Origin of the sequence: Thioalkalivibrio versutus, assembly GCF_001020955.1 — a bacterium.
GTDB lineage: Bacteria > Pseudomonadota > Gammaproteobacteria > Ectothiorhodospirales > Ectothiorhodospiraceae > Thioalkalivibrio > Thioalkalivibrio versutus.
In genome coordinates this window covers 1,288,037-1,313,580 of sequence record NZ_CP011367.1, presented here as the reverse complement: position 1 = coordinate 1,313,580, position 25,544 = coordinate 1,288,037, and the positions used below count along the sequence as shown (strand labels likewise).

The 25,544-nt window shown below is 60.8% G+C and carries 22 protein-coding genes and 1 pseudogene; 2 read left to right on the top strand and 21 right to left on the bottom strand.

All coding sequences use genetic code 11. The features are described 5' to 3' along the window. Positions 1 to 59: 59 nt before the first annotated feature. From TVD_RS06090 to TVD_RS06030, 13 genes are all read right to left on the bottom strand, one after another. Positions 60 to 788 (bottom strand): M48 family metallopeptidase, encoded by a 729-nt coding sequence (locus TVD_RS06090; RefSeq protein ID WP_420804899.1) that lies wholly within the window; start codon positions 786 to 788, stop codon positions 60 to 62. Then, positions 778 to 3,858, bottom strand: a complete 3,081-nt coding sequence (locus TVD_RS06085; protein ID WP_047251094.1) for a type I restriction endonuclease subunit R — start codon at positions 3,856 to 3,858, stop codon at positions 778 to 780. Before TVD_RS06085 ends, TVD_RS06090 begins: the two co-directional genes overlap by 11 nt. Beyond that, positions 3,855 to 4,088, bottom strand: a complete 234-nt coding sequence (locus TVD_RS06080) for a hypothetical protein (RefSeq protein WP_047251093.1) — start codon at positions 4,086 to 4,088, stop codon at positions 3,855 to 3,857. The genes TVD_RS06085 and TVD_RS06080 overlap by 4 nt, the downstream gene beginning before the upstream one ends. Positions 4,089 to 4,333: 245 nt before the next feature. Next, entirely contained in the window at positions 4,334 to 4,891 is a 558-nt protein-coding gene (locus TVD_RS06075) for an SLATT domain-containing protein (protein WP_047251092.1), read from the bottom strand. Then, the gene (locus tag TVD_RS06070) at positions 4,884 to 6,197 is read right to left on the bottom strand and encodes a nucleotide-binding domain-containing protein (RefSeq protein WP_047251091.1); all 1,314 of its coding nucleotides are present in this window, start codon (positions 6,195 to 6,197) and stop codon (positions 4,884 to 4,886) included. Before TVD_RS06070 ends, TVD_RS06075 begins: the two co-directional genes overlap by 8 nt. Further along, positions 6,194 to 7,561, bottom strand: a complete 1,368-nt coding sequence (locus TVD_RS14900; protein ID WP_052772672.1) for a restriction endonuclease subunit S — start codon at positions 7,559 to 7,561, stop codon at positions 6,194 to 6,196. Before TVD_RS14900 ends, TVD_RS06070 begins: the two co-directional genes overlap by 4 nt. Then, entirely contained in the window at positions 7,554 to 10,001 is a 2,448-nt protein-coding gene (locus TVD_RS06060; protein WP_047251090.1) for a type I restriction-modification system subunit M, read from the bottom strand. Before TVD_RS06060 ends, TVD_RS14900 begins: the two co-directional genes overlap by 8 nt. A 335-nt stretch (positions 10,002 to 10,336) precedes the next feature. After that, a complete protein-coding gene (locus tag TVD_RS06055) occupies positions 10,337 to 10,624 on the bottom strand; it encodes a coiled-coil domain-containing protein (RefSeq protein WP_047251089.1) in 288 nt (95 codons plus the stop codon). After that, positions 10,621 to 10,797, bottom strand: coding sequence for a hypothetical protein (locus TVD_RS06050; RefSeq protein ID WP_156167516.1), 177 nt, complete (start codon positions 10,795 to 10,797; stop codon positions 10,621 to 10,623). Before TVD_RS06050 ends, TVD_RS06055 begins: the two co-directional genes overlap by 4 nt. 47 nt (positions 10,798 to 10,844) lie before the next feature. After that, complete coding sequence (locus TVD_RS06045) at positions 10,845 to 11,930, bottom strand: hypothetical protein (RefSeq protein ID WP_047251087.1); 1,086 nt, start codon at positions 11,928 to 11,930, stop codon at positions 10,845 to 10,847. Between the two features lie 114 nt (positions 11,931 to 12,044). Continuing rightward, the gene (locus TVD_RS06040) at positions 12,045 to 13,199 is read right to left on the bottom strand and encodes a hypothetical protein (protein WP_047251086.1); all 1,155 of its coding nucleotides are present in this window, start codon (positions 13,197 to 13,199) and stop codon (positions 12,045 to 12,047) included. Between the two features lie 467 nt (positions 13,200 to 13,666). Then, complete coding sequence (locus tag TVD_RS06035; RefSeq protein ID WP_047251085.1) at positions 13,667 to 15,805, bottom strand: AAA family ATPase; 2,139 nt, start codon at positions 15,803 to 15,805, stop codon at positions 13,667 to 13,669. Between the two features lie 165 nt (positions 15,806 to 15,970). Next, positions 15,971 to 16,783, bottom strand: coding sequence for a zinc ribbon domain-containing protein (locus TVD_RS06030; RefSeq protein WP_240472299.1), 813 nt, complete (start codon positions 16,781 to 16,783; stop codon positions 15,971 to 15,973). Positions 16,784 to 17,493: 710 nt separating this feature from the next. On the opposite strand from TVD_RS06030, the gene TVD_RS06025 reads away from it, so the two are divergent. Both TVD_RS06025 and TVD_RS06020 read left to right on the top strand, forming a co-directional pair. Continuing rightward, positions 17,494 to 19,302, top strand: a complete 1,809-nt coding sequence (locus TVD_RS06025; RefSeq protein ID WP_047251083.1) for an AAA family ATPase — start codon at positions 17,494 to 17,496, stop codon at positions 19,300 to 19,302. A 53-nt stretch (positions 19,303 to 19,355) separates the two neighbouring features. Further along, the gene (locus TVD_RS06020) at positions 19,356 to 20,324 is read left to right on the top strand and encodes a GGDEF domain-containing protein (protein ID WP_047251082.1); all 969 of its coding nucleotides are present in this window, start codon (positions 19,356 to 19,358) and stop codon (positions 20,322 to 20,324) included. Positions 20,325 to 20,466: 142 nt separating this feature from the next. On the opposite strand, the gene TVD_RS06015 is transcribed toward TVD_RS06020, so the two are convergent. The 8 genes and pseudogenes from TVD_RS06015 to TVD_RS05985 all read right to left on the bottom strand — a co-directional run bounded on the left by TVD_RS06015 (position 20,467) and on the right by TVD_RS05985 (position 25,535). After that, positions 20,467 to 20,943, bottom strand: coding sequence for a hypothetical protein (locus TVD_RS06015; protein WP_019611700.1), 477 nt, complete (start codon positions 20,941 to 20,943; stop codon positions 20,467 to 20,469). Between the two features lie 124 nt (positions 20,944 to 21,067). Further along, positions 21,068 to 21,475: an RDD family protein gene (locus TVD_RS06010; protein ID WP_047251081.1), complete on the bottom strand. Its 408-nt coding sequence runs from the start codon at positions 21,473 to 21,475 to the stop codon at positions 21,068 to 21,070. Between the two features lie 159 nt (positions 21,476 to 21,634). Then, positions 21,635 to 21,682, bottom strand: a pseudogene (locus TVD_RS15050) (hypothetical protein); the annotation flags it as partial. 80 nt (positions 21,683 to 21,762) lie between these two features. Then, positions 21,763 to 22,464: a YajG family lipoprotein gene (locus TVD_RS06005; RefSeq protein ID WP_047251080.1), complete on the bottom strand. Its 702-nt coding sequence runs from the start codon at positions 22,462 to 22,464 to the stop codon at positions 21,763 to 21,765. Positions 22,465 to 22,525: 61 nt separating this feature from the next. Further along, positions 22,526 to 23,092, bottom strand: a complete 567-nt coding sequence (locus TVD_RS15045; protein ID WP_047251079.1) for a hypothetical protein — start codon at positions 23,090 to 23,092, stop codon at positions 22,526 to 22,528. Further along, positions 23,089 to 24,120, bottom strand: coding sequence for a helix-turn-helix transcriptional regulator (locus TVD_RS05995; protein ID WP_047251078.1), 1,032 nt, complete (start codon positions 24,118 to 24,120; stop codon positions 23,089 to 23,091). Before TVD_RS05995 ends, TVD_RS15045 begins: the two co-directional genes overlap by 4 nt. 163 nt (positions 24,121 to 24,283) lie before the next feature. After that, on the bottom strand, positions 24,284 to 24,904 hold the full coding sequence (locus TVD_RS05990) for an outer membrane protein (RefSeq protein WP_047251077.1): 621 nt from the start codon (positions 24,902 to 24,904) through the stop codon (positions 24,284 to 24,286). Between the two features lie 286 nt (positions 24,905 to 25,190). Further along, positions 25,191 to 25,535, bottom strand: a complete 345-nt coding sequence (locus tag TVD_RS05985) for a hypothetical protein (RefSeq protein ID WP_047251076.1) — start codon at positions 25,533 to 25,535, stop codon at positions 25,191 to 25,193. Between the last annotated feature and the right edge of the window lie 9 nt (positions 25,536 to 25,544).

Genomic DNA, 25,544 nt, shown 5'->3' with positions numbered 1-25,544 from the left:
AGGCTCGCCCACGACATGGTGGCCGAGAGGCCGGCCTCCGATTTCGGGACTTGAACCCCTCAGTAATCCCAGCCCTGATGGGCGAGTGGCGACTGGTTGAGCTGATCTCTGCGTAACCGCCAGTCCGGCAGGAAGCGGTCCATGAGAGTCCGGAAGCGATCGTTATGCTGTCGTTCCAGCAGGTGCACCAACTCGTGTACCAGGATGTATTCAAGGCAGGACTCGGGCTTCCTGATTAGATCCAGGTTCAACCAGATTCGCCGGGCCTCGATGTTGCAGCTACCCCACTTCGTCTTCATCTGCTTGATGCGACATTCGGCGACTTCTTCGCCCACGACGCTTTGCCACCCGGGGAGAAGTTCGTGGATTCGCTGACGGAGCTGTTCTCGGTACCAGCGCTGGAGGAGGCGTTGCCGGGCCTCTAGATCGCTTCCTGGGGGGGCGGTGAGTTCCATCGTGTGATTCCCCACGAGACGAACGCCGGTTGCCCCCCTTTGTTCAGTAACGTTCAGACGGTAACGCTGGCCACGGAAGTAGTGGCTCTCGCCGGTGACCATTTCGCGGTCGGACTCCCGCGGCTGGGCCTGAAACATTCGCTGCTGACGGCGGATCCAGGCCAGTCTCGACACCACCGCCAACCGGATGGCCTCGTCGTCCATGTGCGCCGGCGCGGCCACCCGCACCCGGCCTTCCGGTGGGTACACCCCGACGTGAAGATTTCGGATCGACTTGCGATGGACCTCTACGGCCAGGCCGCCAACGTCGATTTGCTGTAGCTCAGTACTCACTCTGGGCCTTCACCAACTTCATAACTTCGTCGACATCGTACTCTCCGATCTCACGGACCTGCTCTTCCAATACCGCCCGAACGGCCCGCTGGACTTCTCGCTCCCGGAACGTATTGCCCCGCCAGTCCGCTTTCTTCACATTGCGCACGCGTTCGTCCAGCCGAAGTGCCAGAGTCTCATCCTGTCCCAGGTTGTCGTACAGCGCCCTTTGGGCCGGTGTCTCTAGACCCGAGGGGTAGGTTGACCCTCCCTTGCCCCCGGCCGCCTGGCGAGTGAGTTCGATGACCTTCTCAAGGTATTCCCGGTATTCGAGAGCCTCTTTCCGTCGTTGCTCGATGAGCGCATCGAGGAGCTCGGACATCCGCTCGTAGTACTTCGGGTTGACCGCCATCTCATCGATGATCAAGCGCCGGACATTGTTCTCGATCGTTTCGGCCATGGCCTCCGGGTCGCTTTTCATCGATTCAGGCAAGGCATCAAGCGCTTCCTCTCCCCGATCGATAATCAGTTCCACGAGGGTCATGTCATCGAACTCTGAAAGCTTCTCGCTATCCTCCGCCCGGACATAGCTGTCCAGAAGATGCCGCATAGCCGGCTCATAAAGCTTCATGTCGATGTAGTCGCCACTGGCGAGCTTCACCTCCTCGCGGACCTTCTCGTAATGCTCCACCTCGGCCTTGATCTCGGCCGCCTCGGCATCGCTGTAGCCCGCCGGCCCCATCTCGTTGGCCAGGTTCGCGTACGCCCGCAGGAACGCACTGACATGCTTGTACAACGCCAACCGCTTCGGCTCGTTGTCCTTCTGCGTGTCGGGATCATCACTCGTGCCCACGAAATAACGGCGATACGCCGCGCTGTCACGCGGTGGCTCCACGGCCTCGCAAAGCGCGTGGATTGCCTCGCGCGTCTCATCGAGGCGCTCACGCGCCTTGGTCAACCGGTCTTCCAGAAGACCTTCCACATCCTCCGAATCAAACGCATCGAAGGCCCCGCCGGTGTAGTCCTGGATCGACTGCTCCAGCGACCTGAACAGGTCCTTGTAGTCGATGATATAACCGACTTCCTTGTCCTCCGTATGCAACCGGTTCACCCGGCAGATCGCCTGGAACAGGCCGTGGTCCCGCATGTTCTTGTCGATGTACAGATAGGTCGCGGGCGGCGCATCAAACCCCGTGAGCAGTTTGTCCACCACGATCAGCAGCTTCATCTGCCCTGGCTCGTCGATAAACCGCTTCTTGACCTCCTTCTCGAAGGTCTCCACCTTTCCCATCGCTGTCTCCGGCGACTCGTCGAAGTGCGCGGCCAGCATCTGGCGGTAGATCTCGTACTGATGGAGCTTCTCCGTCTCACCCTCCCCGGTCGATTCGCCCTTGATGTCCGCGGTCGACGGGGCATAGGAGGTCACGATCGCGCACTTGCCCTTCAGCTCGGTGTTCTGAAACATCTCGTAGAGCCGGCAGGCCGAGTAGATGCTGCCCGCTACCAGCATCGCGTTGCCATGACCGCTGACCAGCCGGTCGCGTGTCGCCATGTCCCAGAGGATGTCGGCCACGATCTTCTCCAACCGATCGCGCGAGCTCAGCACCTTCTGCATGGTGCCCCAGCGCTTTTTGAGCTGGGCACGGGCGTAGTCATTTAGGCCCTTGGTCTTCAGCTCGAACCATTCATCCACCTTCTGCTGGTTCGTAAGCTGCTGGTCGATGTCCCGGGCTTCGTAGCGCAGATCCAGCACCACACCATCACTCACGGCCTGGTCGTACTTGTAGGTATGGATATAGGGACCGAAGATCTCGATGCTCTTGCGCTTGTCCTTCTGCAAGAGCGGGGTTCCGGTGAAGCCGAGCAGCGAGGCATCGGGCAGAAGCGCCTTCATCGCATCGTGCAGCTTGCCCGACTGGGTGCGATGGCATTCGTCGACGAATACGAAGAGATTCCCCGGCACCCTGAAACCCTTGGGCAGTTGCCCCTTCAGGTCGCGGACGAACTCATCGACATCCCCTTCCTCCGAGCTACCGAATTTGTGCACGAGCGAGCCAATGAGCCACTCCTCGCTGCTCCCGAGCACCCGGATCAGATCCGCACCGCTGCGTGTCCTATGGATCTGCTCGTCCACCCCCTTGAACACCTTTTCGATCTGCTCATCCAGCTCCGTACGGTCCGTGATCACCAGCACCCGGGCATCGGTTACGTTCTCCCGAATCCACTTGGCCAGCCAGACCATCGTGAGAGACTTGCCGCTCCCCTGGGTGTGCCAGATGATCCCGCCCTCGCGCCGACGCACAAACTCCTGCGCCGCGCGAATGCCGAAATATTGATTGTGCCGGCAGGTCTTCTTGGTACCCGCATCGAACACGATGAAGTCGTGGATGATCTCGAGCAGCCGATCCTTGCGGCAGACCTGTTCCAGGCCGCGCATCAGCAGATCCTCGTTCACCGAGTCCTCTTTCCACTGCAGCCAGTGCTTCTCCGGCGTCTCGATCACGCCGTATCGCAACCCCTCGGTCGGGTTACCCGCCATCACCAGTTGCACCGTGGAAAAGAACGGCCGGATGAAATTCTGCTTCTGGTTATCCAGGTTCTGCCGGATACCCTCGGCCACCGCCACGGTGGAGCGTTTCAGTTCCAGAACGCCCAGGACCATGCCGTTGATATACAGCACCACATCCGGGCGCTTGGTGTTGGCCCCGGCCACCGTGACCTCCTCGGCCACGGCGAAGTCGTTGTTCTCGGGATTGGCCCAGTCGATCAGCCAGACGGTAACCGTCTGCTCCTGCACCGACGGCTTGACGTGTACCCCGTAGCGCAGCTTCTCGTAGACGGCGCGATTGGCGTCATAGAGGGTCTTGCTGCCGGCAATCGCCGCCGCCTGGTCCAGCTCGCGCAGGGTGCGATTGATGACGCGCTCATCATATCCCTGCCGCGCCAGCCAGTCGCGCAGCAGGTCTTCCTCGATATTGCGGTTGCCATCCCGGTCCTTCCAGTCCCCCAGGTAGCGGTACCCCAGATCATCCTGGAAGAAGTGCAGCACCTGCTGCTGGGTGAGGCGTTCGCGTTGGCCGACGGCGCTCATTTCGGACCCTCGTCGTCCGGCCCCGGCTCTCGTACAGCGGATGGCGGGGCGGAGGCCTCCGATGCATACTCGCCCGGGCTACCGGGCTGCTCCGGGGACAGTCGGACCATCTGGCCATCGCGCCAGATCACGGCGTACTGTCCCAGCCGGCGCTTGCGCTCCAGGGCGTTGGCCGCCGCCTTCCGCAGGGCCATCCGCGTCTTCGACTCGTGATCTTGTTCAGGATCCATAGGTGAAAGCCTCCTCGACTGGCGTGACTCAAAGCCCTTTGTTATCAAATCACTTCTGGGCCCCCTATGGCGTAATGCTGCGACTCGAAACTCAGCCGGATTGCGCCCGCCGGCCTCCGACCCTATGGCCCCAGTGTCCCGTCCGCCTGTAGTGGAAGGAACATCCGAAGTCCTTCGCCAGCAATGCTGCGGGGCTTCAGCCGCTCTAGCCAACTTCAATCGATGAAACAACCCAAAGTCGTTCATCACGACTTCCGTTTAAGCTCATTTGGGAGGAACACATCTATTTCATCATCTGAGAAAGTCATCTCCTCCAGCTCTTTCAGTCCCTTTTGTGCTTCCCTATACGCCTTGAAGTTCGTACTGGGTGACCCTTCATACGCGGAATGCAAATCCTCCATAATCTCGTCCCTTCTAATTCGGATATCTGCAAGAGACAGATCCCCAACACGCAGATCTGTCAGCAGTGACAGATACCTCTCCCTGATGATCCACAGCTCAGATCCTGCATGCCGGTGCTTCTGAGCGATCTCACCTAGATCGTAGTCTTTCGTGTATGAATTTATCGCCAGAAGTATCGTGGAAATCACGACACTGACCCCAGACCCCCAGTGCCCGGTCCCAAAAAAGGTTGATACCACGCCACCTGTAATCATGGCTGATAGGGCAATCTGTGCCATTTTTATACGGCCGTTTCTGCGCAGCAGCATGTCAGCGCACTTCTCATGGGTTTTATGGGAATAGACGACTCGCCCATAGCATTCGCGAATTTGCCCTTCTAGGAGCTCTGCTTCTCTATTCATTGGCGCCAGCCTCAGCAACAATGGGAACGTGAAGGCGATCTTTGGCAACCACGACCCCATCCTTAACGCAGTAGCACTCGACGACATGATCCCCACGAAAATCCGTTGTTTCTTCCCTCTGCATCTGCCCAGCATCTTCTTTAATCTGGCCCCGAATACAATTTCTCCTGCGCGCCTCATCACCTCTGTTCAGAACCTTCCAGTAAAGCTCGTATGGCTCTCTTACAGATATTTCGGTTACATAAAATCGTAAAGATTTCTTTGCCATCAATGGGATTTTTCGCATGAGCATATTTCTGAGGAAAAACTCGCGAAATCCGTTCTGCTTCACCTCGCAATCGATTCTCAGAGAGCCAGAAATATCGACTGCATACCCATCCTCAATGAATTCTTCGGTATTTTCCCAAGACGCTTGAGTAGCTTCATCAAGAGCTTTCTGAGTATCGACTGTGGCTGCCGGAAATGGCCTGCCGTAGACTTTCTTCCATTTCCCATGGACGCCCCTCTGGCCCTCAGCATCAATGGCTTTCAAACAAAGTTTGTAAGCTTTTTTCGCTTTGCGCTGAAACTTCTTCTTTACCTTTACCCGCTGCCGGCTTCCAGGCGCTGCGTATTCACTCTGCTCGGACAGATCGGACAAAAATTTGAAGAAGTCTCGGCTGAGCCAGTCGTAGTAAGCGTAGCCTCTATTGTCATATTCGGTGTTTCCATCAAGAAACTTGTACGCCAGCGTGTCAATGAGAAGCCCTCCCATTGCCACACCGTGCTGATTTCTCCAGGCCCTGGCCATTTTGCACAACCGACGGAGGTTGGCATTTTTATCGGAATCCATCTCGGAAACGGCTTCCATCTCCTCCCTGGGCTTGGTGACCTTCCAGCTTCCACCGTTTTTCGTATCCGGATAAAGATAGCTCCGGTCGGTCTGCTCAAAAACGGGTTGAACCTCGATGTGGAAGTTCGTATAGGTCACCGTCACCACCAAACGGTCCACCCTCACATTCGTTGATGGATAGCGACTCAGAATCGCGGACTTGGTATCCTGAAGCAGTTTGAGCTGCATTCCGTCTTTGTAATCCTCCCATTTTCCCTTCGGCATTATGTAGAGCATATCTAGGTCAGAGATGCCGTTGATGCCTGTCTTCCTCCCGAAAGAACCTACCTGGAGGGTGTTCGCCGTCTTGGAGTCGGTGTCCCGGAATCGCCTATTCAACGCCGACGTAAGCTCTCCATAGCGGAAACTGATTGTGTTCGTGTTTGTAATGGCTAAGTTCGAAACGAACCCGGAGAACATCTCAGAAACCTTCATACCAGCCTAGTCCTCCCGGTCAGTAGCTGCTGCATCATGCCTTGCTTGGTCTGGCGGGCCTTGTCACGGCGGCGTTCGAGGGTCTCGATTTCCGCGCCCATGCCGGAGAGGACGGCGGCGATGGCCTGCTGCTCCGCTACACAAGGAAGCTCCATTTCAACGCTCGCTACGTGTTGCCTATTAGTGGCAAGAACTTTCGTACCCGCCGCTAACCGTCGAAGCGTCCCGATAAACTGCGGACAAAACTGCAAGTAAGCCTTGAATCCGTCGGCGAGCACGTCCTTATCGAATCGTGCTGCGATGCTATGCAATCCAGCAACCATGCCCTCTGTTGGCACGTCAGTAATTTCGACGGACTTTCCGACGCCTTCAAGATCTTCCGATGCGTCCACGAATACCAAGTCGCCCGGCGCCAACTTGTCCAGATGGCGCACTTTCGAAGACGCAATATGCGGCATTGTTACGGCGTTAGGGTTCAGTGTGACGCTGGCTCGAACATGAATGTCTCCATAGTGCAGATATGCGACGCGGCCATTACTGGCAAGTTCGGCGCGGGAGTTCGTGCCGGTCTTCAGGAAACTCACATGATCCCCCAACCGCTTCATCTCCCACTCGCCGGTGAAGCCGGGCAGGCGGGTTTGGCCGGTGAGGAGTTGTTGCATGGCGGCCTGTTTGATGGCGCGCTTTTTGGCGATCAGTCGGCCGAGGGACTCGATCAGCGCATCCGCATCCGAGAGGGCGGTGGCGATGGCGCGTTGTTCTTCTACTCCCGGGATAGCGAGGCGAATCGAGCGAACATGATGAAAGTTTAGGCCCTGACGATTGCCTCCAGCCTGAAAACTGTCGACCTGTTTCTGCCCATCGGAAGAAATGATAAAGGCGGCCAAGAACCCTGGCTCAAGCGCGTCCTTTTTTGGCCGAATTATGCAAACATGCTGATTTACGTTGCCACCTACTATTCTGTGATCGGCTAGAGCGGCTCGCCCGATTGATGCGCCCGTGATGTTGAGAAGCACATCGCCACCTTCAACCTCCGTTCCAGCGAAGTTGGCGTGAGTGGCTTCATCGATGTAAGCGATGTCGTTCAGATCAAGATAACCCCAGGCAATATTCTGGCTTCTAACAAAAGGGCGTCCGGAACTCTTATAAACGCGACTTCCGCCTGTTGGTGTTATGCCACTCCCCACTTTCGTGCTAACTTCACCAATCCTAAATGGACGCCAATCCTCCGGAATCACTCCAACCTCGGTCCGCTTGTACCCGGGCGGCACGTCCTCAGCAGTCGCGATATCGGCCTCAACCGAATAGACGGCCGACGCATCCCGCACGGCCTGCTCTTCCACCGCCTCGCTGCGCTCAGCCATCGACTCGCACTCCCATCTTTTCCAGGTGGCCGGTGACCCGACCGGCCAATTCTTTGACTTCGCGCTCGATGGCCGGCAGGGGCTCCGCGTAGCGCTCTTCCAGTTCACGCACGCGGGAGGCCAAGCGGTTGGTGATGCGCTCGACTTCCGATTCGATGGCGGTGCGGATGTCGGCCAGCCATTTGTCGTCCACGGCGAGCTGTTTGATCTCGTCCTCGGTGAGCTCGGCGTAGCGGGCCAGTACGGCCTGGTCGAGCTCGGTCTGGGCGTCCTTGACGGCCTTTTTGGCGCTGGCCTCGTTGTCCATGAGCTTCTTGCACTGCTTGAGGGCGGCGATTTCGTCTTCGCTGTCCGGCTCGCCCTTGAGGGCCTTGAGGCGCTTGGGGATCTCGGCCTTGGTGACCTTGCCCTTGTCGTTCTTGACCTCGCTGAGCGGGTCTTCCTCGCCATCCTGCTCCTCGATGAACTCCTCCAGCTCGCGGCTGGCGGTCTCGGCTTCGGCCTGCAGGGTGTCGAGCCGGGCCTGTTCGTCGGCGAAGAAGCGGGCGATAACCAACGCGGGCGGAATCAGGTCGAGCTTGTATTTCTTCGCCTTCTTGCCGCTGCCGACGGTGAGGTCGGGCTCTTCCTTGATTTTGCGCTCCTTGTTCTCAATCACACCCCGAGGCCGGGCCGCTTCGACCCAGCCCTCGGCGGCGATGAGGTAGACATCGTCCTGCATGACAGCCGCCCAGTAGTCCATCAGGCGCTGGTAGACGGCGTAGCGGTCCAGCAGGGCCACATCGGTGAAGCGTTGCAGCAGGTCCTCGGACAGGCCGTGGATCACATCGCGCGGCTTGTCGCCCGCTTGCAGGGCGTAAAGGTCCGGGCGATGGGCCGCCTGCCAGTCGTCGGTAACGCCGGACACGCGCTCGGCGAAGGCCGTGAAGGCGGCGTGGCCCAGCACGGTGGCCTTGACTTCGCGGGCTTCGACCCGGGGCTCGAGGTAGCCGGGCCGGCCGTTATTACGAAACAGCGCCTCGCGCAGGCCGGGCAGCACGGACCAGTAGGGCTCCAGCGCGTCCACGTCGCGCTCTGGGATGCCGCCGTTCAGGTGGGCGTAGAGGTCGTGCAGGTCCTCCGCCTCACCGGCGTCAATGTAGCGCGGGATGTTGAGGTTGTAGTCGTTCGCCTCACTGGCGATCTCGGCCAGGGGCACGCGGCGGGCGTAGCCGGGCAGTTCGCGCTGGTGGTTGAACACGTCCACGATCTTGTGGATGTCGCGCGAGCGCAGGCGGTTCTTGTTGCCGTCCTTCATGAACTCGCGGCTGGCGTCGATCATGAAGATGTGCTCGCGATTGGCGGCGTGTTCCTTGTCGATGACCAGGATGCAGGCGGGAATGCCGGTGCCGTAGAACAGGTTGGCCGGCAGGCCGATGATGCCCTTGATCAGCCCGCGCCGAATCAGGTTGCGGCGGATGTCGGCCTCCTTGTGGCCGCGGAAGAGCACGCCGTGGGGCAGGATGATGGCGCCCTTGCCGGTCGACTTGAGCGACTTGATGAGATGCAGCAGGAAGGCGTAGTCGCCGTTCTTGGCCGGCGGAATGCCGTACTCGAAGCGGCCGAACTCGTCGTTGGCCTGGTCCAGGCCGTTGGTCCAGGACTTGGCGGAGAACGGCGGATTGGCGACGGCGTAGTCGAAGGTCTTGAGACTGCCGTCAGCGTTCTTGAAATAGGGGCGCGAGAGGGTGTTGTCCCGCCACAGCACGGCCGTGGGGTAGTCGTGCAGGATCATGTTCATCTTCGCCAGCGCCCAGGTGGCGTTGTCGTTTTCCTGGCCATAGATGCTCAGGCCCTGCGGGGCCTCGTAGGCGGAGCGCAGTAGCAGGGAGCCCGACCCGCATGTCGGGTCATACAGGGTCTCGTACTGGCGCGTGTCCGGGCCGATGCCCACCACCTGGGCAATCACCCGGGAGACCTCGCCCGGGGTGTAGAACTGCCCCTTGCTCTTGCCGGACTCGGTGGCAAAGTGGCGCATGAGGTATTCGTAGGCGTCACCCAGCAGGTCGTCGCCGTCGGCGCGGTTGGCGCCCAGGTCAAGCTGATCGAAGGTCGCCACCAGCTTGGACAGCCTATCCTGCATATCCTTGCCGGAACCGAGCTTGGTCTCGTCGTTGAAGTCCGCCTGGTCGATGACGCCCTTGAGGTCGTTGGCCTCGGCGAGCCGGCCGATGATCTTGTTGATCTTGTCGCCGATCTCCTTGTCGCCCTTGAGGGTCACCATGTCGGCGAAGCTGCCGCCCTCGGGGACTTCGATGAGCGAATCCTTCTTGTCGCTGACGTACTTCATGAACAGCAGCGTCAGCACATAGTCCTTGTACTGCGAGGCGTCCATGCCGCCACGCAGCTCGTCGCAGGACTGCCAGAGGGAAGAATAGAGTTGGGATTTCTTCAGGGCCATGGTCGGGTTCTGTTTCCTTCGACGGCTAGTCGTGGGTGTTCATTGAGTTTCGGTATTGTGCGTGGACACGGGCCAAGGCGGCGCCCTCAGCCGCGGTACACCTGTTCGTCGTGCCAAGGGCCAAATCCAGGGGAAGGGTGCAGCCTGACGTTCACCGGTAGCCGTTCCTCCGCATCCCCAGACGGTGGGCACCTCCCCGCCTTCGGCCCCTGTACAGGACGACGGCTCCAAACCTCGAGACATTCTCTCTCTGATCAGCCCTCTCCCATATCCCCTTGGGGTCAGAAAAACGGTCGTTGCCCGTTCGCCAGATCGGAAATGCTCGGTACTCCAGTTCAATTTCGAAAGAACAACCGTCGGCCGGCATCCGTCTCTCGATCATCATCCTCTATCCGTTCAGCCAATTCCTCCTCCAGATCCTCAATTTTATCCCTCAATTCTTCATTCCTCTCCCTCAATGTTTCCACCTCCTCCACAATTGCACTAGCAGCGCCTGGAGAAACCACCAACTTGAACCAAGGATGAGACAATACTTTGAACGCCAACAATCCCACTGCGATCAACACCAAAACCCCAAGCACCAGAACTGCTGCATTGCCTTTCTGCTGGATCAATCGATTCATCGCAGGAGGCCTTGTAACGAATCTTCCTCCTGACGGATCCGCTCCTTGAGCTCCTCCAACTCCGCGCGAGTTTTCTCGAGCTCGGTCGCAAGCTCTGTGCACTCGTCGACGGTCGCTTGGGCCGCTTCACCCTCCGGTTGTTCATCGCCACAGGCGACCAACAGCGTCGCCATACCCACTGCAACGCACAGCGAACCCCACTTTAAACACCAACTACCCATCATTCTCCTCCTGATTTCGTTTCTGATCTTCTCTTTCCGGCACGACTACCGGCACCTCCAGGTGTTCCTTCGTCCGCTAGCGATCCCTCTTCATCGATGCCCAGAAACCAGCGTTTAACACGTTGCAAAAAGGGGCTAATGAGTCGACCAATGGGGCTGATCAGCCACCGCATATAAGGCTCCACGACCCTACCCACGCGTTTGCCGGGCACCTCGAATATATAGAACCCCCAGACGAGCAGGCCACGCTGCAGAAAAACCAGTGGGACAGAAAACGCCAGAAGCTTTAGAACATTAAACACCAAAACAAGCATGTAAAACAGATAATACGCGGAATGCGAGCCTGACTTGTCAAAACCAAGAGCGCTCACAATCTCATTCGCAGCCGCGAGCTTGAAGCTCTCGAACAATACATACACGTTAATAAAAACACGAGAAACCGAATTGAACGCCCCGGCTTCCACTCCATATCCAGCGGCATACGATCGGAAATTCGAGATCGTTACGTCAGTGGTAAAGAAGGTAAACAGATCTTTTGCACTAAGCAACATCGCCAGGAGAAGATTTAGAACCAATATAGCCGCGAACAAGCTCAGGAAGCTAACGTCAGCCGACGGCCCATCCCGATCGCTCGATTCCTCATCACTGACGGTAGCGACAAGCGCTTTACGATTAAGATGCCGGCCCTCAAGAACCGCCAGATTCGGATGCGCCACCAGACGGCCGGATATCCACCAGGCAAGAAAAAAGACAATAAAAACGACGGGAAGCAACCCGTGATTAATCACGATCCCTTTAGAAACCGTAAGGAACGAGACCCCCAAAACCACGGCGACCACGAAGCTGAATAGCTGCTGCGGCACCGTCTTCGGTTTATTGAGAAAGGCATACAGAGCGCTGTCTTCTTGAACCGCGGTCTTGGCGACATTGCGCAAAGTCATCTGTCCAACCAGTATGGTGGGATAGAGAAACATGATTGAAGCGAGAAGCATTAGCAGGGAAAACCAGTCGTTGACCCCGAATGACAAAACGCTTAGGAGGAAAAACGCGGTTGCATAGAGTGCAGATTTAAGTGCGGGGCTCATTAGCGACTCCTTTGCCAAGAGAATGCTCTCATTTGCAGGCTCATATCGACTGAACGCGCGGATGTACAAAGAGGACGCGCGACACGATGCGATGGGATCACAGTGGACCGTTTACTAGCCGTTCAAACGCTCGGTTAGAAGTCGGAACTCCTGGCGGATCTCTTCATTCTGAAACTCCGCCGTTTCTGGCACCTGGAGGTCAGACAGCGCTTCGAAGGTGCCCAAGCCATCGCGAATGAGATCGGCGACATTCGAGCTAAGGCGAACAGTCCGGTAGGTATTGATGGCGACCTGGTGCTCGCGCTCGCTGATCTCCAGCGCATCGGCAACCTTCTCGCGTTGGCTCTTCACGATCTTCAGGTAGAGATCGATGGCTCGCTTGGTGAGTTCGTTCGCCGCAATATTGCTTTCAAGCCCGACCCGGTTGCCGCCGTTACGGATGAGCTCGCGCGACTCGGCGATGATGTCGTCGGCCTCGTCACGGTACGCCTGCAGATGAGGGAGGATCTCGTCGTCTACCTTTTCGACGAAACCCGCCTGCATTGACACGACCAACCGGTGGAGCATCACGACCATCCCGTAGTACCGGCTGGCGACGCCAAGGTTCTCGCCGCTTTCGCGCGTGAGCTCCTCCAGGCGCAGAGTGATCGTGCGAATACTCTGGAAGACCACCCCCATGGACACGACGTCGTCACCGATCGCCGAACTAAGCCACAGTTCAAGCTGGTCCGGGGGCATCTCGAGACCAATGGACCCCAGGGATTCGGACATGCCCCGTTTGAGCCCTTCCAGCTCCTCCTCATAGGCCTCGATATTTGCTTCGCGGGCCTCGATCAGCCGATCGAAGTCCCCTCGCGTGCTCGCCGTCATGGAACGCAACGTGTCGGTGGGCGTGAAGCGCGACAACGTACTGGCATCGGTATCCGGCGCGAACATGCGACGTTCGCGAAGCTCGGCAATGTCGTTTTGCTCCGAAGCAATGCGGCCCTCCAGAGCACGGAAGTCCTCGCGCATACCCACGATTTCCGGGACATCCATGACCTCCAGGGCATCCTCTATCAGATCATCGATATCACGGTTCGCGCGTTCCTGGTCACGGCGCAGCCAGTGGCTCTCGGGGAGCGACGCGATCTCGTCAAAGTGCTCCGCAGCATCGCCCAACAACCGAAAGACCTTGCTCTGATCGAAAGTTGGGGCCTCGCGCGCCTCGGTGGTCTCCTCTCCCTCCACCACCGGTTTTTCCTCCCCGGTGGCGGGGCTCACGACCATGACAGCCCCCACCAATATCGCCACTGCCAGTGTGCTTCCCCGTTCGCCCACGCATCCCCCCCTGAACGCCTTCGCTGGCCTGTCCGGATTGCCCCGGTTCCCTATGATGGTTTCCTTCCCTGTGGGTACCTTAGCAGCCGCGAGCGTCACAACGCGATCCGCTTCGTGGCGATACTGGCCGACATTGCTTCCGTTATCAGTGTGGCTTCTCGGGACGACCATTCTTGACGCCTCGGGAGGCCGGAGAAACCAATGCACAGGGAAGGGCTTCGACTACGAAATGACTCAGGTCTCGACCTACATCCGAATGGAGTCGTCCAGCGCCTTCGCCCCGAAAGGCTCTCGCGGGCGCACTGAACCTTAGTTTCCCGAGAACTGGGACAACCATGTTCCCAATGCATCGAGAAGCCCGATCAGCGACATGCAACTGCTAATGATCCCCCTCGAACCCTGAACCGCGACGGCTGCTACGCGAAGCCCGCACGGCGCTTGCCCGCTTCGGGCTTCATCGCGCGCTCCGATGCCAGGGCTTCAAGGATCGTTGCGGGATCGACGTCTTGATGCCGCCCCAGCACGTGGTAACGACGTGCCACGGTCGCAAAATCCCCCGGTGTCAGGTCGTCGAGCCTGGAAAGCCTCTCGCGGTGTTCGACCGAGACCTCCTCCCGATCGGCCCCCAGGGTCTGGAGAAGATCGATGAACATCATTTCCCGCTGCGCGGGGTCCAGGGCGCGCAGTTCCAGCTTGAAGTCGAATCGCCGCAAGGCCGCGGTGTCGATCGCGCCAAGGAAGTTGGTGGCACAGATGACCACCCCGTGGAACTGCTCGATCTGGACCAGGATCTCGTTGGTCTGGCTGACTTCCCAACGCGCCCGTGCGGTCTCTCGGCTTCCGACAAGACTGTCAGCTTCGTCGATCAGCACCACCGCGCCCTCGTCCTCGGCCGAGCGGAAGAGCCGGGCGATGTTCTTCTCGGTCATCCCCACATAGGGCGACAACAGCGCCGAAGCGGGCCGCTGGATCAAGGGGCGATCGGCCTGCTCCGCCAGGTGCGTTGCCAGTGCCGTCTTGCCCGTGCCCGGCACCCCGTGAAGCAACAGGCTACCCTCCCCCGCGGCCGCCAGATGACGGACGACGGGTTCAAGGGGCTGGTCGGTGTTGAGCATGCTCAGGTCGTAACGCAGCAGATCGGAGCCGCGACGCCGCACCGGCGGGGTTCGATTCTGCAGGTGCGCCTGGCGTGCCAGCTGTTCGTCCAGGAACGACTCGAGGGCGAATTGCTGATCCTCTGCGTATAACAGCCGGGCGACCCGGAAAGCGCTCTCTACCTCGGCCGGGGTCAGGCCCTCGATCTGCGAGGCGCGGTCGATCCAGGTGTCCGACACCGGAAGATCTCCACAGGTGTGCTCCAGCAACGCGCGGCGAACCGATCGCGGCGGTTGCCGCAGCTCCAGGGTGTAGTCGAAGCGACGAAGGTAGGCGCGGTCGATCTGCCCCACGTGATTGGTGATCCAAATGGCCGGCGTGGCGTTTTCCTCGAGCATCTGGTTGGTCCAGGCCTTGCCGCCAGGGCGATCCCCGCGATTGCCAACCCGCATCCAGCCGTTGCGCGCGTCGAAAACGTCTTCGATTTCGTCGAACACGACGGCGTGGCCGGGTGTCCGCGCCACGACGTGCTGGCACAACTGATAGGCACGCTGTCGACTGCGCGGCTCCAATGGATCCCCGCGCTCATCCTCGAAGTTCACCTCCACCGCCGTGAGGCCGGCCTCCGCCGCCGCGGAACGCGCAAACTGTGTCTTGCCGGTACCCGGCTCGCCATGGATCAGGATGTTGATGCCCTGGGCGCCCTGCCGGGATGCCTGGCGAAGAAGGGCCGCGACACGTGCCCGCTCCTCTTCCAGGTGCGTCATCGGCAACAACCCGTCCCGGGGCGCGGGCGAAGGGCGAAAATACGTCCGAAAGATCGCATCCGGGGACGCCTCCGGGGCGTCCAGCTCCAAACCGATGCCACGAAGCAGTTCGTACTCCATGTTGGCGGAATCCATCCCCATGCGCACGTCGAACTGGATGAGGCCCGAGCGCATCAGAGTGCCGTCGCTCGACAGCGCCGCACGCACCTCCCGCTCCGGGAAGTCGAGGGCGATGGCCATCGCCTCGGTCGCACTCATCGTTACCGCCTTGCGGGCAATGGCGACCATGCTCGAGAAGTCGGCATCGGCCTCGTGCAAAACGAGAAAGAGCAGGATCTGTTGCTCGCATTCGATCAGACCGAGGCGGTCGCCTAGCGCACGAATATTGGTCGTGAAACGCTGCCGCTGCGGCTGGATCGGTTGGCGGTTCATGCGCTCCAGTTGTTCCTCCAGCGCCTCGTCAATCCGTTCCGGGTCCAGGACATCGTCCAGAGGCTCCATGGCCGTATCCCCCGACAGATCGACCCCAAGATCCGTCAGCGTCTCCGACTGCAGCTCCTGGAGGAGCCAGTCCCCATGGTCCCGGCGGCGGGCGGCCACCCAAAGGCGCAACGCCCACAGCGCGGCTTCGCCCCGCAGTGGACGGGACTGTGACGGATACCTGCGGTGACGCATACGACCGGTACGAGGCATGCTGAATCTCCTGACCAAACTGGAGATCCAGTATCCGCCAAAGGGGCGACGGTTTTTGTCGCCTTGCGCCTCTAGACGCGCGCAACCACATCGACAACAGCAATGAGAAAGCCCGGGGACACGCGGTTCCCGGGCCCATCTCGAACGCTCCGTGAGAGGCTTCTTCTACCGGAACGGATTCTGCAGTCCGGCACGGGCCTCGACGATGGCGACATCCATGAGCAGCCAACTGCCGAGGTAAACCGCGCCGATGACCAGGCCGGGCACCAGCAGGTTCGCGAACCCGTAATGACGGCGCTTGTAGAGGTAGGCGGGGTAGCACACCACCCACAGCAGAAGGATCAAGAAGAACCAGGTCGTCGGGCCGTACGTGCCTTTCTGGCGACTCGTCTGCATCCCGGCACTGGCGGCCTCGACCGAGGCGAGCACTGCAGTGATCAGGAGCGTTCCGATACCGATCGCCATGAGGGTCGTCTCGGGAGACTGCAGAAGGTTCATGTTCGCCACCCATCCCCAGATCAGCACGATCGCCAGGATCGGCACGCCCAACAGGAAGAGGCCCAGATCCGGGGAGGTGCGCACCGGACGAGTGGCCGAGGTGCCGCTTGCAGACAGATCCGAGCCACAGTGCTTGCACTTGATCGCGACGGACCGGATGGTTTCGCCGCAATACGGACAGGCCTTGGTATCCGCCGCGGCCTCCGATTCACTCACCTCCTCAGAGCGGCTCGCCCCTTCGGGCTCTTTCGGTATCGCATCGGATTGGCTTGCCTGCGATTCGGGCGGTAGCGGATCAGCACCCACACTTGTTGGTTTGGGCTGCGGTGCCTTCGGATCGTTGGGGTGCGCGATCCGAATCGCCCTGCTCTCCGGCTCGAAGGGATCTTCGACGAAGCTCAGCTCGTGTTCCGGGTACTTGTTCGCGAGCTGCGCCAGCAGCTTGTCGGGGTCGAGATTGTTTTCGGTCTCGAACTGCACGCGATCCTCTCCCCGAATCTTTCGTACCACTCGCATAATCGGCCCTCCCTGTATTGCCGGCTGGAGGGATCATTCTTGCGGAGTGGCGCGACGGTATTCGTCGCGTCCCCGAAGAGAGCTGAATCGACCACGATCCGGTTCCACTCGAAACCATCCTCGTCAGATCCGAGGTGCTTCACGTCGCTCTAGAGGGTCACGCGCCAACCCGAGGCCGAACGGCGCCCCAGGACATGCGAGCGATTGTTGAGCGGTGGACGCTCTGCATCGGCCAGCAGCGGGGTCATACCACCCGCAACAGCGAGTGACTCGAGCGCGCCATCTTGGCGTCAACTTTTGTCGCACCCCTCTGTGAAGCTGAGGCTCCCTGAATCCAGGAGTGCTCCATGCCCTTGAACCTTCGTCGTCGCCTACGCAGGCACCGCATGCGATCCAGCCGTCCATCCCCCTCGAACGAGGTACGAAACATGAGAACGCTGTGGAGCCTGCGAATCCTTGCAACCGCCCTGCCGCGGGATGCGAGCGACAATCTGGGTTCCTTGTCAAATAGAGGCGAACTAAAGGGAATCGGCATACACCTCGACGAAGAAGACGAGGATGATCATCTGGCCTTGGAGCAAGCCGTTCAGGAACGCCTTCAGGCATTCGAGGCCGATGAATCGCGGCTCCAAGACCGCGCGATCGCGCGGAACATCCGGATCCTTGCTGAACCATTGGGCCTGAACGACACCGAATGCGAAATCCTGGAGTTTCTCACCCTATATACGTCCAACTACAGCTTTGAAAAGCTGTTATCCGAAGTTCGCGAATCCTGCGACCTGGCCTCGGCAGAAATCGTCGCGCTCGCCCTGAACCGCACCACAGGGGAGATCCAGAACGCCCTCTCGCACGGCGAAACCCTGGTCCGTTCTGGCCTTGTCACGGTGTCGTCGTACAACAGCCGCGATCTCGGGTTCGATTTGCTGGACAGCCTCGCCTCCCAACTGCTCGGAACGCTGAATTCCCCCGACCGCATCTTCGCGGGGTTCTTCCGTGACGCGCCCGTTCCCGAGGAGAATCAACTTGCCCTGTCACACCTCGAACCCGATATCGAACGAGTCAAGGCGCTGCTCCTGCAGGCGGCCGGGGATGGCGTTCAGGGCGTCAACATCCTGCTGTATGGACCCCCAGGCACGGGGAAGACGCAGATCGCGCGCCGCGTCGCCTACGAAGCCGAGCTACACGCACGGGAGGTGAACCACGAAGATGACAACGGTAGCCCGATGGAACCGCACCGTCGGCAACGCGCCTACCAGCTCTGCCAATACCTGCTGCGCCGCACCAAGGATGCATTGATCGTCTTCGACGAAATCGAGGATGTGTTCGACGCCAGTTCAGACGCGGCGCAGTTTGGCGGCCACCATCGCTCGAAAAACCGCGGGAAGGCCTGGACCAACCAGATGCTGGAGGAAAATCCCGTTCCGGCGATTTGGATCACCAACCATTGGGATCAACTGGACCCAGCGTACCTGCGCCGTTTCGACTACGCGCTCGAGGTAGGGCACCCACCACGCTCGGTCCGACGCGCACTCCTGGCGCGCGCCTGTGAAGATCTCGACGTGACCGAGGCCTGGCTCGATTACACGGCCGGGAGAGACGCCCTGACCCCTGCCGAGATCAGCCGCGCCGCCCGGGTGGCACGGCTTCTACGTAATGGCCCGGATGCGCCGGAATTGGTTATGGCGAATCACCTTGACCAGCAAGCAGAACTTCAGGGGCGCCCACCAATGATCACGCCCCGTGGGCTGGATGCACTGGATTACGGCCTCGAATATCTCAATACCGACACGCCGGTCGAGGCGGTCGTCCAGGACCTGGTCGCTGGTGGGCAAGGCACCCTGCTGGCGTATGGCCCCCCCGGCACCGGCAAGACAGCGCTGGCTCATCATCTTGCCGAACACGCGGACCGTCCGCTGCGCAAGCGCACCGCCTCGGAACTGATCTCGCCATACGTGGGGGTGACCGAGAAGAACCTGGCCCAGGCTTTTCGGGAAACGCGGAAGGAAGGGGCCGTTCTGTTACTCGACGAGGCGGATAGCTTCCTCACGGCTCGGTCCCGGGCTCGCCAGACCTGGGAGATGACGCAAACCAATGAACTGCTGGTCCAGATCGAGGCGTTCGACGGCATCCTCATCTGCGCCACCAACTGCCTCGAAGCCCTGGACCCGGCCGCCCTGCGCCGCTTCGACCACAAGCTGGAATTGCGCCCACTGGATCACCAGCAACGCGCGCAACTCTTCGACCAACTGGTCTCGCGACTCCAGCCGAGCGATGCAGAAGATCGTGCCGCACTCGATACCGCTCACGCCATCGTACGCCAGCTCGACAGCCTCACTCCTGGCGACTTCGCGACGGTGCTGCGAAGCCAATCGCTCCGGGGCACGCCAAGCGCGGGCCTCACCTTGCAGGCCCTTGCCAATGCCCTGGTCGCCGAGCATCGCATCAAGCCCGGTGCGGGCGCACGACGGGCCGGCTTCGCCTGACCCAAAACCGCCAACACGTAGCAGCACGGATTGCAGAGGCCAAGGGACGCCAAATGGATGACATTCAGGATTCGACGGAAACTTCCACTATCGCCGCCCTGAAGGCAGAAAGGGATCAACTCCTCACACTCCTGAAAGCCCTACCCGACATTTCCTTCGTGCTGGACGCGGAAGGGCGGTACGTGAAGGTCATCGGCGGGGCCAATGAGGCCATGTATGCGAGCGGCAAGTCGCTGGAGGGCTATACGCTCGCGGATGCCCTTCCGCCCGCGGTCGCCGAGGCATGTTTGACCCACGTGCAGCAAGCCCTGCGAACCGGAGAGATGCAAACGCTGGAGTATCAGCTTCGCGTTGCCGATGTGACGCTGCTTCCTCGATCCGTTCGGGATACCGGCCACCACCAGGCCGAGCAGTGGTTTGAGGGGCGCGCCTTGCCGCTGCCCAGCTACGATCACCCGAAGCCCGTGGTCCTCTGGGTCGCCGTCAACGTGACGCCGCGCAAGCAACTCGAACAGTACTGGCGCGAGGCGGCCTACACGGACCCCCTTACCGGCATCGCCAACCGGCGGGCCCTCTTCGAGCAGGCCGAACATGAAATCGAACGGGCTCACCGCCACCACCGTCCCCTTTCACTACTCGTCCTCGACATCGATCACTTCAAGACGATCAACACCCAGTACGGTCACGCCCAAGGGGATGAGGCCCTTCGTCAGTTCACACAGTGCTGTGTCAGCCTGTTGCGCGATACCGATCTCATGGGGCGCATCGGCGGCGAAGAGTTCGTGATGCTCCTGCCGGAAACCGATCAGTTGGGCGCTGAACAGATCGGTGCGCGCATCGTCGAGGCAATACCAACCCTCGACGTGCCGGGGATGAACCACGAGCACAGGATGACCGTATCGATCGGAGCCGCGACACTGCTCGAACACGAAGGGTTCGAGGACCTTCTCCGTCGGGCTGATGACGCGCTATCCACAGCGAAACGTTCAGGTCGAAACCGACTACGGCTGGGTGAGCGCTAACGAGTAGCGCCGGCGCGACTGGTACAGCCAGCACTGCCAGGGACGCCCACGGGCTTGGGCCAACTTCAGCAGAAACGCCTGACGGCCTCTCTCATTGAGTGGGCCCATGGCACTTCGTCGAGGTCGTCTGCCCGGCTGGCACTCAATCACGCACGATCCGATGGAGCTCGAGGCCGTATTCTCCAAATCCAAGGTGCTTCACCTCGCCCTGGACGGTTACGCGGCAACCCGAGGTCGAACAGCGCTCCAGGATCTGCGCCCGGTCATTACGTGGCAGGCGCTCTGCATCCGCCATCACAGGGTTCGCATCGAACGGCTGCCCCGGATCAGTCAACATCACCATGCCTGCGATGGACTGCACCGAGGCTGTCAGCTTCACCTGCTCCCCACCCATGCGGTTCATGTCCAGTTTCAGGTCCGTCAGGGAAACCGAACGGTAGCCATTCGCAGCGTCCCGTGTCCGTTCCGGGCTTTCGCCGACCATCTCGTAGGTCCCGTCCGCGTGGAGGAGGATCTCCCGACCATCAGTCGTCTGAACCCTCTCCTGGGCTGACACCGCTCCCAGAGCCACAACCACCCCAAACATCAACGCCGATCCAAAATACATTCGCTTCGTCATCGCCATCTCCTTGCTGTTTGACAGAGCTCACGCCCACCCTGGGGCATTGGTGCGACCAAACCAGTCGCACGGCGCAGGCCATGCTGTGGCGCTCGACGAACGGAGCGTATCTGGGCGGCTGGACTCAGCGGCGTAGCACAAGCGTTGAGGCGATCAGGTCATGCAGGCCCTGCTTGCGACGGGTGAAGGCCACCATCAGGAAGCCGATAAACAGGATCAGTGCCGACAGGATCTTGGACCAGTAGCGGGCATTCGCTCGGCCAAAGCCAATCCGGTTGCCTTCGGCGTCCGTCACGCGAAGGCCCAACATCCGTTTGCCGGGGGTCGCCTGCCAGCCGGAGGACTCGAAAACCGTCCAGTACAGCCACGCGATCACAATGCCGAGAGTGTGGCCGAGCCCTTCCGCACTCGCTTCGATCTCCGGCCCGGTCGCAGACCCCATCATCATGATCCCGTACAGGAACCCGATGGGCAGGACGATGAACAGCGTCACGATCAAGGAGAGGACGTAGTCGATCACCCATGCGAGCACGCGATACCAGAAACCCGCGTATCGAAGGTCCGTGGCGTCACTGACCCCGGGATCCGGAACACGCGCCCCTCCCGTGTGCCTCGCCGATGAAACGGCCTGTTCATTGGTTGCAGACAATTCCGCACTGGCGAGCGTCGCTCCACACTTCCCGCAGTACCGCGCGCCTTCGGCCGCCTGCGCCCCGCATTGGGTGCAAAACACATCCATGTTCCGTTCTCCCTGTTTGATTCGCCCGAAGCTTCGCTGTCGAGCCTCCGCAGGACTCCGGCCAGTCCGTAATCCGCGAGTCAGTCCACCAGATGCAGTACGCGCTCGCGGTACTCGTCTTCCGTAATCACACCGCGGTCTCGAAGTCGTCGGAGGGCTTCGATATCCGCTTCCAACTCGCTGGATGGTTGAGCCTCGGCGGGGCCGTCGGCGATGGACTGGTGCAGACGCTCGTCGTCCAGGGCCTCGTCGATGGTCTCCCAGAGGGTCCGCGTGAGGATCTCTTCCAGCTTCTCGATGGATGCGAAGACGCCGCCCCCGGCACCGCCCTCGACGTTGCTCGACCGAACCGAATTCTCGTAGGCGATCGCCCGCGAGCCCTGTTCGATCAGGGTGACATCAAGCCTCGAATGCGCCTCGCGGCGCATCACCTGGTTCGAATCCAGTTGCTCGATATCAACCTCGAGAATGAACTCCCCCTCGCCTTCCTGCGCCAGCATGCCGCGCTGTTCCAGCCCCGTGATGAACTGTTCGCGGACCACCTCGGATACCGGCTCCTCGGCCTCGAGCGTCTGCAAGGGATTCCCGAAACCGCCCCGTATGGCCCCCAGCCAGTTCGCGCCGTGCTGGCGACTGTCAGTAACAGCCCCCATCTCCACATTTGCCTCGCCGGCCACAGCCGCATCACGGCTCGAGGCCGGATCCAGCGTGACCGGTGTCGTCGTACACCCGGCCAGAAGCAGCCCGCCCAACACAAACCCTGCCAGTCGTCCGATGATCACCCTGTCTCCTTTTCAAATTGTGCGGGCCGCGCCCGCGGGTCGGCGTATGCATCGCGCCTGATCAAAGAGGCGCGCTAGCTCCACGATGGATTTCGATCGCCACGTCTTCGCGGAAAAGGTCATGGCCCCGTTCGCAACAAACGCGTGTGGTCGAGAGTGTGAATGCGCCATTCTGGGTTCTTCCCTCTTCCTCCACCCACGGGGACGCCACGAACGCCAGGCACTGCACGCAACGAAGGTCTCCCGCGATCGCCGACAGGATCTCCCTGTAGCGGCCCTGCACCTCGGCTCGAAACGCCTCCGGAAGATCCGTGGTGGCATCGCCCTGATCATCCGCGGCCTGGAGCCACAGGTGGAAAGCCCGGCGGACCCCGTCCGGCCTCGCGGCGACCACGGGCTTGGGACGCGTCTGAATCCAGTCCGCCAGGTCACGCGCAGGCACGATCCATTCACAGCCTGTGTTCGTCCGGTCGTTCTGCGGCCACAGGAGCCGTATGCGAGGGCCACAGCGCGGAAGCTCCAGCAGGAGCTTGCCGACGGTCCAGGCTTGGACGTCCGCTTGCGTGGCGGAGCGGCGGCGACCGGAGAGTCCCAGCCATTCGTCCCGCAAAGCGCGAAGACCCCTCACGCACGCGCCTCCGATCGGTAGGCGACCCGCGCCGATTCCAGCTCCTGGGCAATCGCATCGCGCAGCGCCTTCGGCCCAATCACCTCTACACCCGCACCCAACCCCAGCAGCCACCACTTGAGGCGGGCGGTATCCCGCACGGTCGCGGTTACTCTGGATGTGCCATCGGCCTGCGCCTCGATCGTCTGATCGTCCGACAAACGCGCCTCGTGGAGGTGGTAGGCCAAGTCGCCATTCACTCGAATGTCGAGCTGAATGCGCTCCCCCTCGGGGTAATCGAAGGCGCCATCCCGGATGAGCTGGTCCAGGTCGAACCCATCGACGGGATCGCCGGCGTGGCGGTCCGTCAGCGTAGCCGCCTCGATGCGGTGGGCTGCCAAGTGAAGGACATCCTGATGGGGTTCGATGGTCGCGAGCAGGTAGGTGACCGGCTCGCGGAACACAAGGGCCAGCGGGTGGATCCGGTGATCCTTTACGCGGCCACGCGAGCGGGAGCGGTAGGTAATATCCAGGCAGCGGCGCTCCAGCAGGCCCTGCTGAAGGACCGGGAAAACGCCCTTGGGCATTTCGGGAGGATCCAGCGGCGGACCGTTCGAGAGGATTCGGATCCGCTCGGGCCACAGGCTCAGTCCGGAGTCCTGTCCGGCAGCATCCAGCACGTCGCGCGCTCGTGCGATCTGCGGCTTCAGGCGCTCGCGTGCCGATGGCGGCAGCAGCCGCGCGGCATGGGCATCCAGGATTTGCAGCGTCAGGGCCGTCTCCGGGTCGAGCGCGGGGACATCCTGGAGCGGCGCCTCGGACAGCCAGTACCAGCCGTACGGGCGGTCACGTTCATCGCGACCCAGCGGCAGAAAACCGGAAAGCGCCTCCAGGTCCCGCTCAATGGTGCGCAGCGTGGTGGACAACCCACGTGCCTGCAATCGCTCAACCAGATCCGGCGCACTCACACGACGAGGCTGCCGCGGGACCATCCCCAGCAGCAGCATCCGACGCTGCAGCGTGGCACGCATTCCGTTGCCCTGACTCATTTCCGGCTCCCTGTTCATCCGGCGCAGGCCCCTGCCCCCTATTCAGACTGACAGGCGGCCTGCCCCAACGCAAAACCGGGAGATGACAACGACGCCACCTCCCGGGATCGGATGCCGCTCAGCGCGATCATCCCGCGAGCGCATGAACGCGCGGTTTGCCCCTTCAGAACCGATAGCCCAGACCAAACTGCACACGGGTCGCGCCGGGGTCGATCTCCAGGTCGCCATACGACTCGCTGCTGTAAGCGGTATAGGACACCTCGCCCCGCATGAACCATCCGGTATCGCGCTGCACTTCCACGCCCGCCCCAATCCGCGGGCCGTTGATGCGGTCGGTATCGGAGCCATTCACGAAGCCCGGACCGCGCACGCTGCTGCGGACTTCCGTTTGCTGGTAACCCAAAAGCCCGTAGACGAGCACGTTGTCGCTCACCAGCCCGCCGATCCGTCCGGTGACTCCGTAGCTGTGACGGGCCTCGACACCCGCCGTGCCTTCGCCGTCGATCGACACCGTGGCATCCGCGTCCTCAGCCTGGGCGTCGATTTCGATTCCGCCGTAGACACCTCCATCGGATACGCCGCCATAGCCGGCGAAGATCCCGCCGGTCACTCCCGTACCGCTCAGCCCGGAGAGGCTGCCGACTCCACTCACGGACGCGTCGATATCGTACGAGGCCCCTCCAATCTGGCCACCGACGTAGCCGCCGTTGAAACCCGACGCCTGCGCTGTCCCAATGCCAAACATCGCTGCGAACGCAGCCACGGCAAGGATGTTTCTATGCATATCGATTCTCCCCTTGGTCATGATCGGCCCCTCTCGGGATCCGAGACCGGGAGAATGCGGCAGCGGGGCGTCAACCCCTGACGCCCGAGATCCGCCCTGCTAAAACTCGATCCTCCAAAGAACCCGGCCACCCGCGTTCGACATCCCTACGGCGCGGCCAAAGTCGATCTCCCCGGCACGCGTCCGACACGAACCTGCGAACCTTCACCCCCGTCGCCGCTGGATAAATCCGTTGTTCATTTTTGGTACCCGCCCGCCCGAACAAGAAACGGACAAGCCACTCGCATCAAGCCCTCTCCAACGTCCCGCTGAACGGCCACCGTTCGGGGCGCTCGATCCATGCCCCGACGACGTGGCAGGCCTGACCGTCATCAAGCACCTCTACCTTTTCGAGCAGTAGCGAGAATTCCGTCCGAGCGTCGTCAGGAGGACAGTCCTCGTACTCTGCGACGGCATCCGCCGAGAACCCTTCTCCCGCAGGAAGCTTGGCTGCCGTGCCGCTGACATGAAAAACACCGTACTCGTCATGCCCCTGAAGCTGAAAGCCAACATCGTCTGAACGCACGATTAGCTCTTTGAATTCCAATTCAAACCCGCGGCCTTCAACCTCGACTTCCCCAGAAAACCTCATACCACCCCC

Bases quoted from the DNA above. Each gene is read 5' to 3' on its own strand.
- TVD_RS06060 (WP_047251090.1), bottom strand. From the start codon at position 10,001: ATGGCCCTGAAGAAATCCCAACTCTATTCTTCCCTCTGGCAGTCCTGC.
- TVD_RS06015 (WP_019611700.1), bottom strand. From the start codon at position 20,943: ATGACGAAGCGAATGTATTTTGGATCGGCGTTGATGTTTGGGGTGGTT.
- TVD_RS14900 (WP_052772672.1), bottom strand. From the start codon at position 7,561: ATGGCTGAGCGCAGCGAGGCGGTGGAAGAGCAGGCCGTGCGGGATGCG.
- TVD_RS06070 (WP_047251091.1), bottom strand. From the start codon at position 6,197: ATGAAGGTTTCTGAGATGTTCTCCGGGTTCGTTTCGAACTTAGCCATT.
- TVD_RS05985 (WP_047251076.1), bottom strand. From the start codon at position 25,535: ATGAGGTTTTCTGGGGAAGTCGAGGTTGAAGGCCGCGGGTTTGAATTG.
- TVD_RS06040 (WP_047251086.1), bottom strand. From the start codon at position 13,199: ATGGTCGTGAGCCCCGCCACCGGGGAGGAAAAACCGGTGGTGGAGGGA.
- TVD_RS06075 (WP_047251092.1), bottom strand. From the start codon at position 4,891: ATGAATAGAGAAGCAGAGCTCCTAGAAGGGCAAATTCGCGAATGCTAT.
- TVD_RS06050 (WP_156167516.1), bottom strand. From the start codon at position 10,797: ATGGCGACGCTGTTGGTCGCCTGTGGCGATGAACAACCGGAGGGTGAA.
- TVD_RS06080 (WP_047251093.1), bottom strand. From the start codon at position 4,088: ATGGATCCTGAACAAGATCACGAGTCGAAGACGCGGATGGCCCTGCGG.
- TVD_RS06035 (WP_047251085.1), bottom strand. From the start codon at position 15,805: ATGCCTCGTACCGGTCGTATGCGTCACCGCAGGTATCCGTCACAGTCC.
- TVD_RS05990 (WP_047251077.1), bottom strand. From the start codon at position 24,904: ATGCATAGAAACATCCTTGCCGTGGCTGCGTTCGCAGCGATGTTTGGC.
- TVD_RS06085 (WP_047251094.1), bottom strand. From the start codon at position 3,858: ATGAGCGCCGTCGGCCAACGCGAACGCCTCACCCAGCAGCAGGTGCTG.
- TVD_RS06045 (WP_047251087.1), bottom strand. From the start codon at position 11,930: ATGAGCCCCGCACTTAAATCTGCACTCTATGCAACCGCGTTTTTCCTC.
- TVD_RS05995 (WP_047251078.1), bottom strand. From the start codon at position 24,120: ATGAGTCAGGGCAACGGAATGCGTGCCACGCTGCAGCGTCGGATGCTG.
- TVD_RS06020 (WP_047251082.1), top strand. From the start codon at position 19,356: ATGGATGACATTCAGGATTCGACGGAAACTTCCACTATCGCCGCCCTG.
- TVD_RS06055 (WP_047251089.1), bottom strand. From the start codon at position 10,624: ATGAATCGATTGATCCAGCAGAAAGGCAATGCAGCAGTTCTGGTGCTT.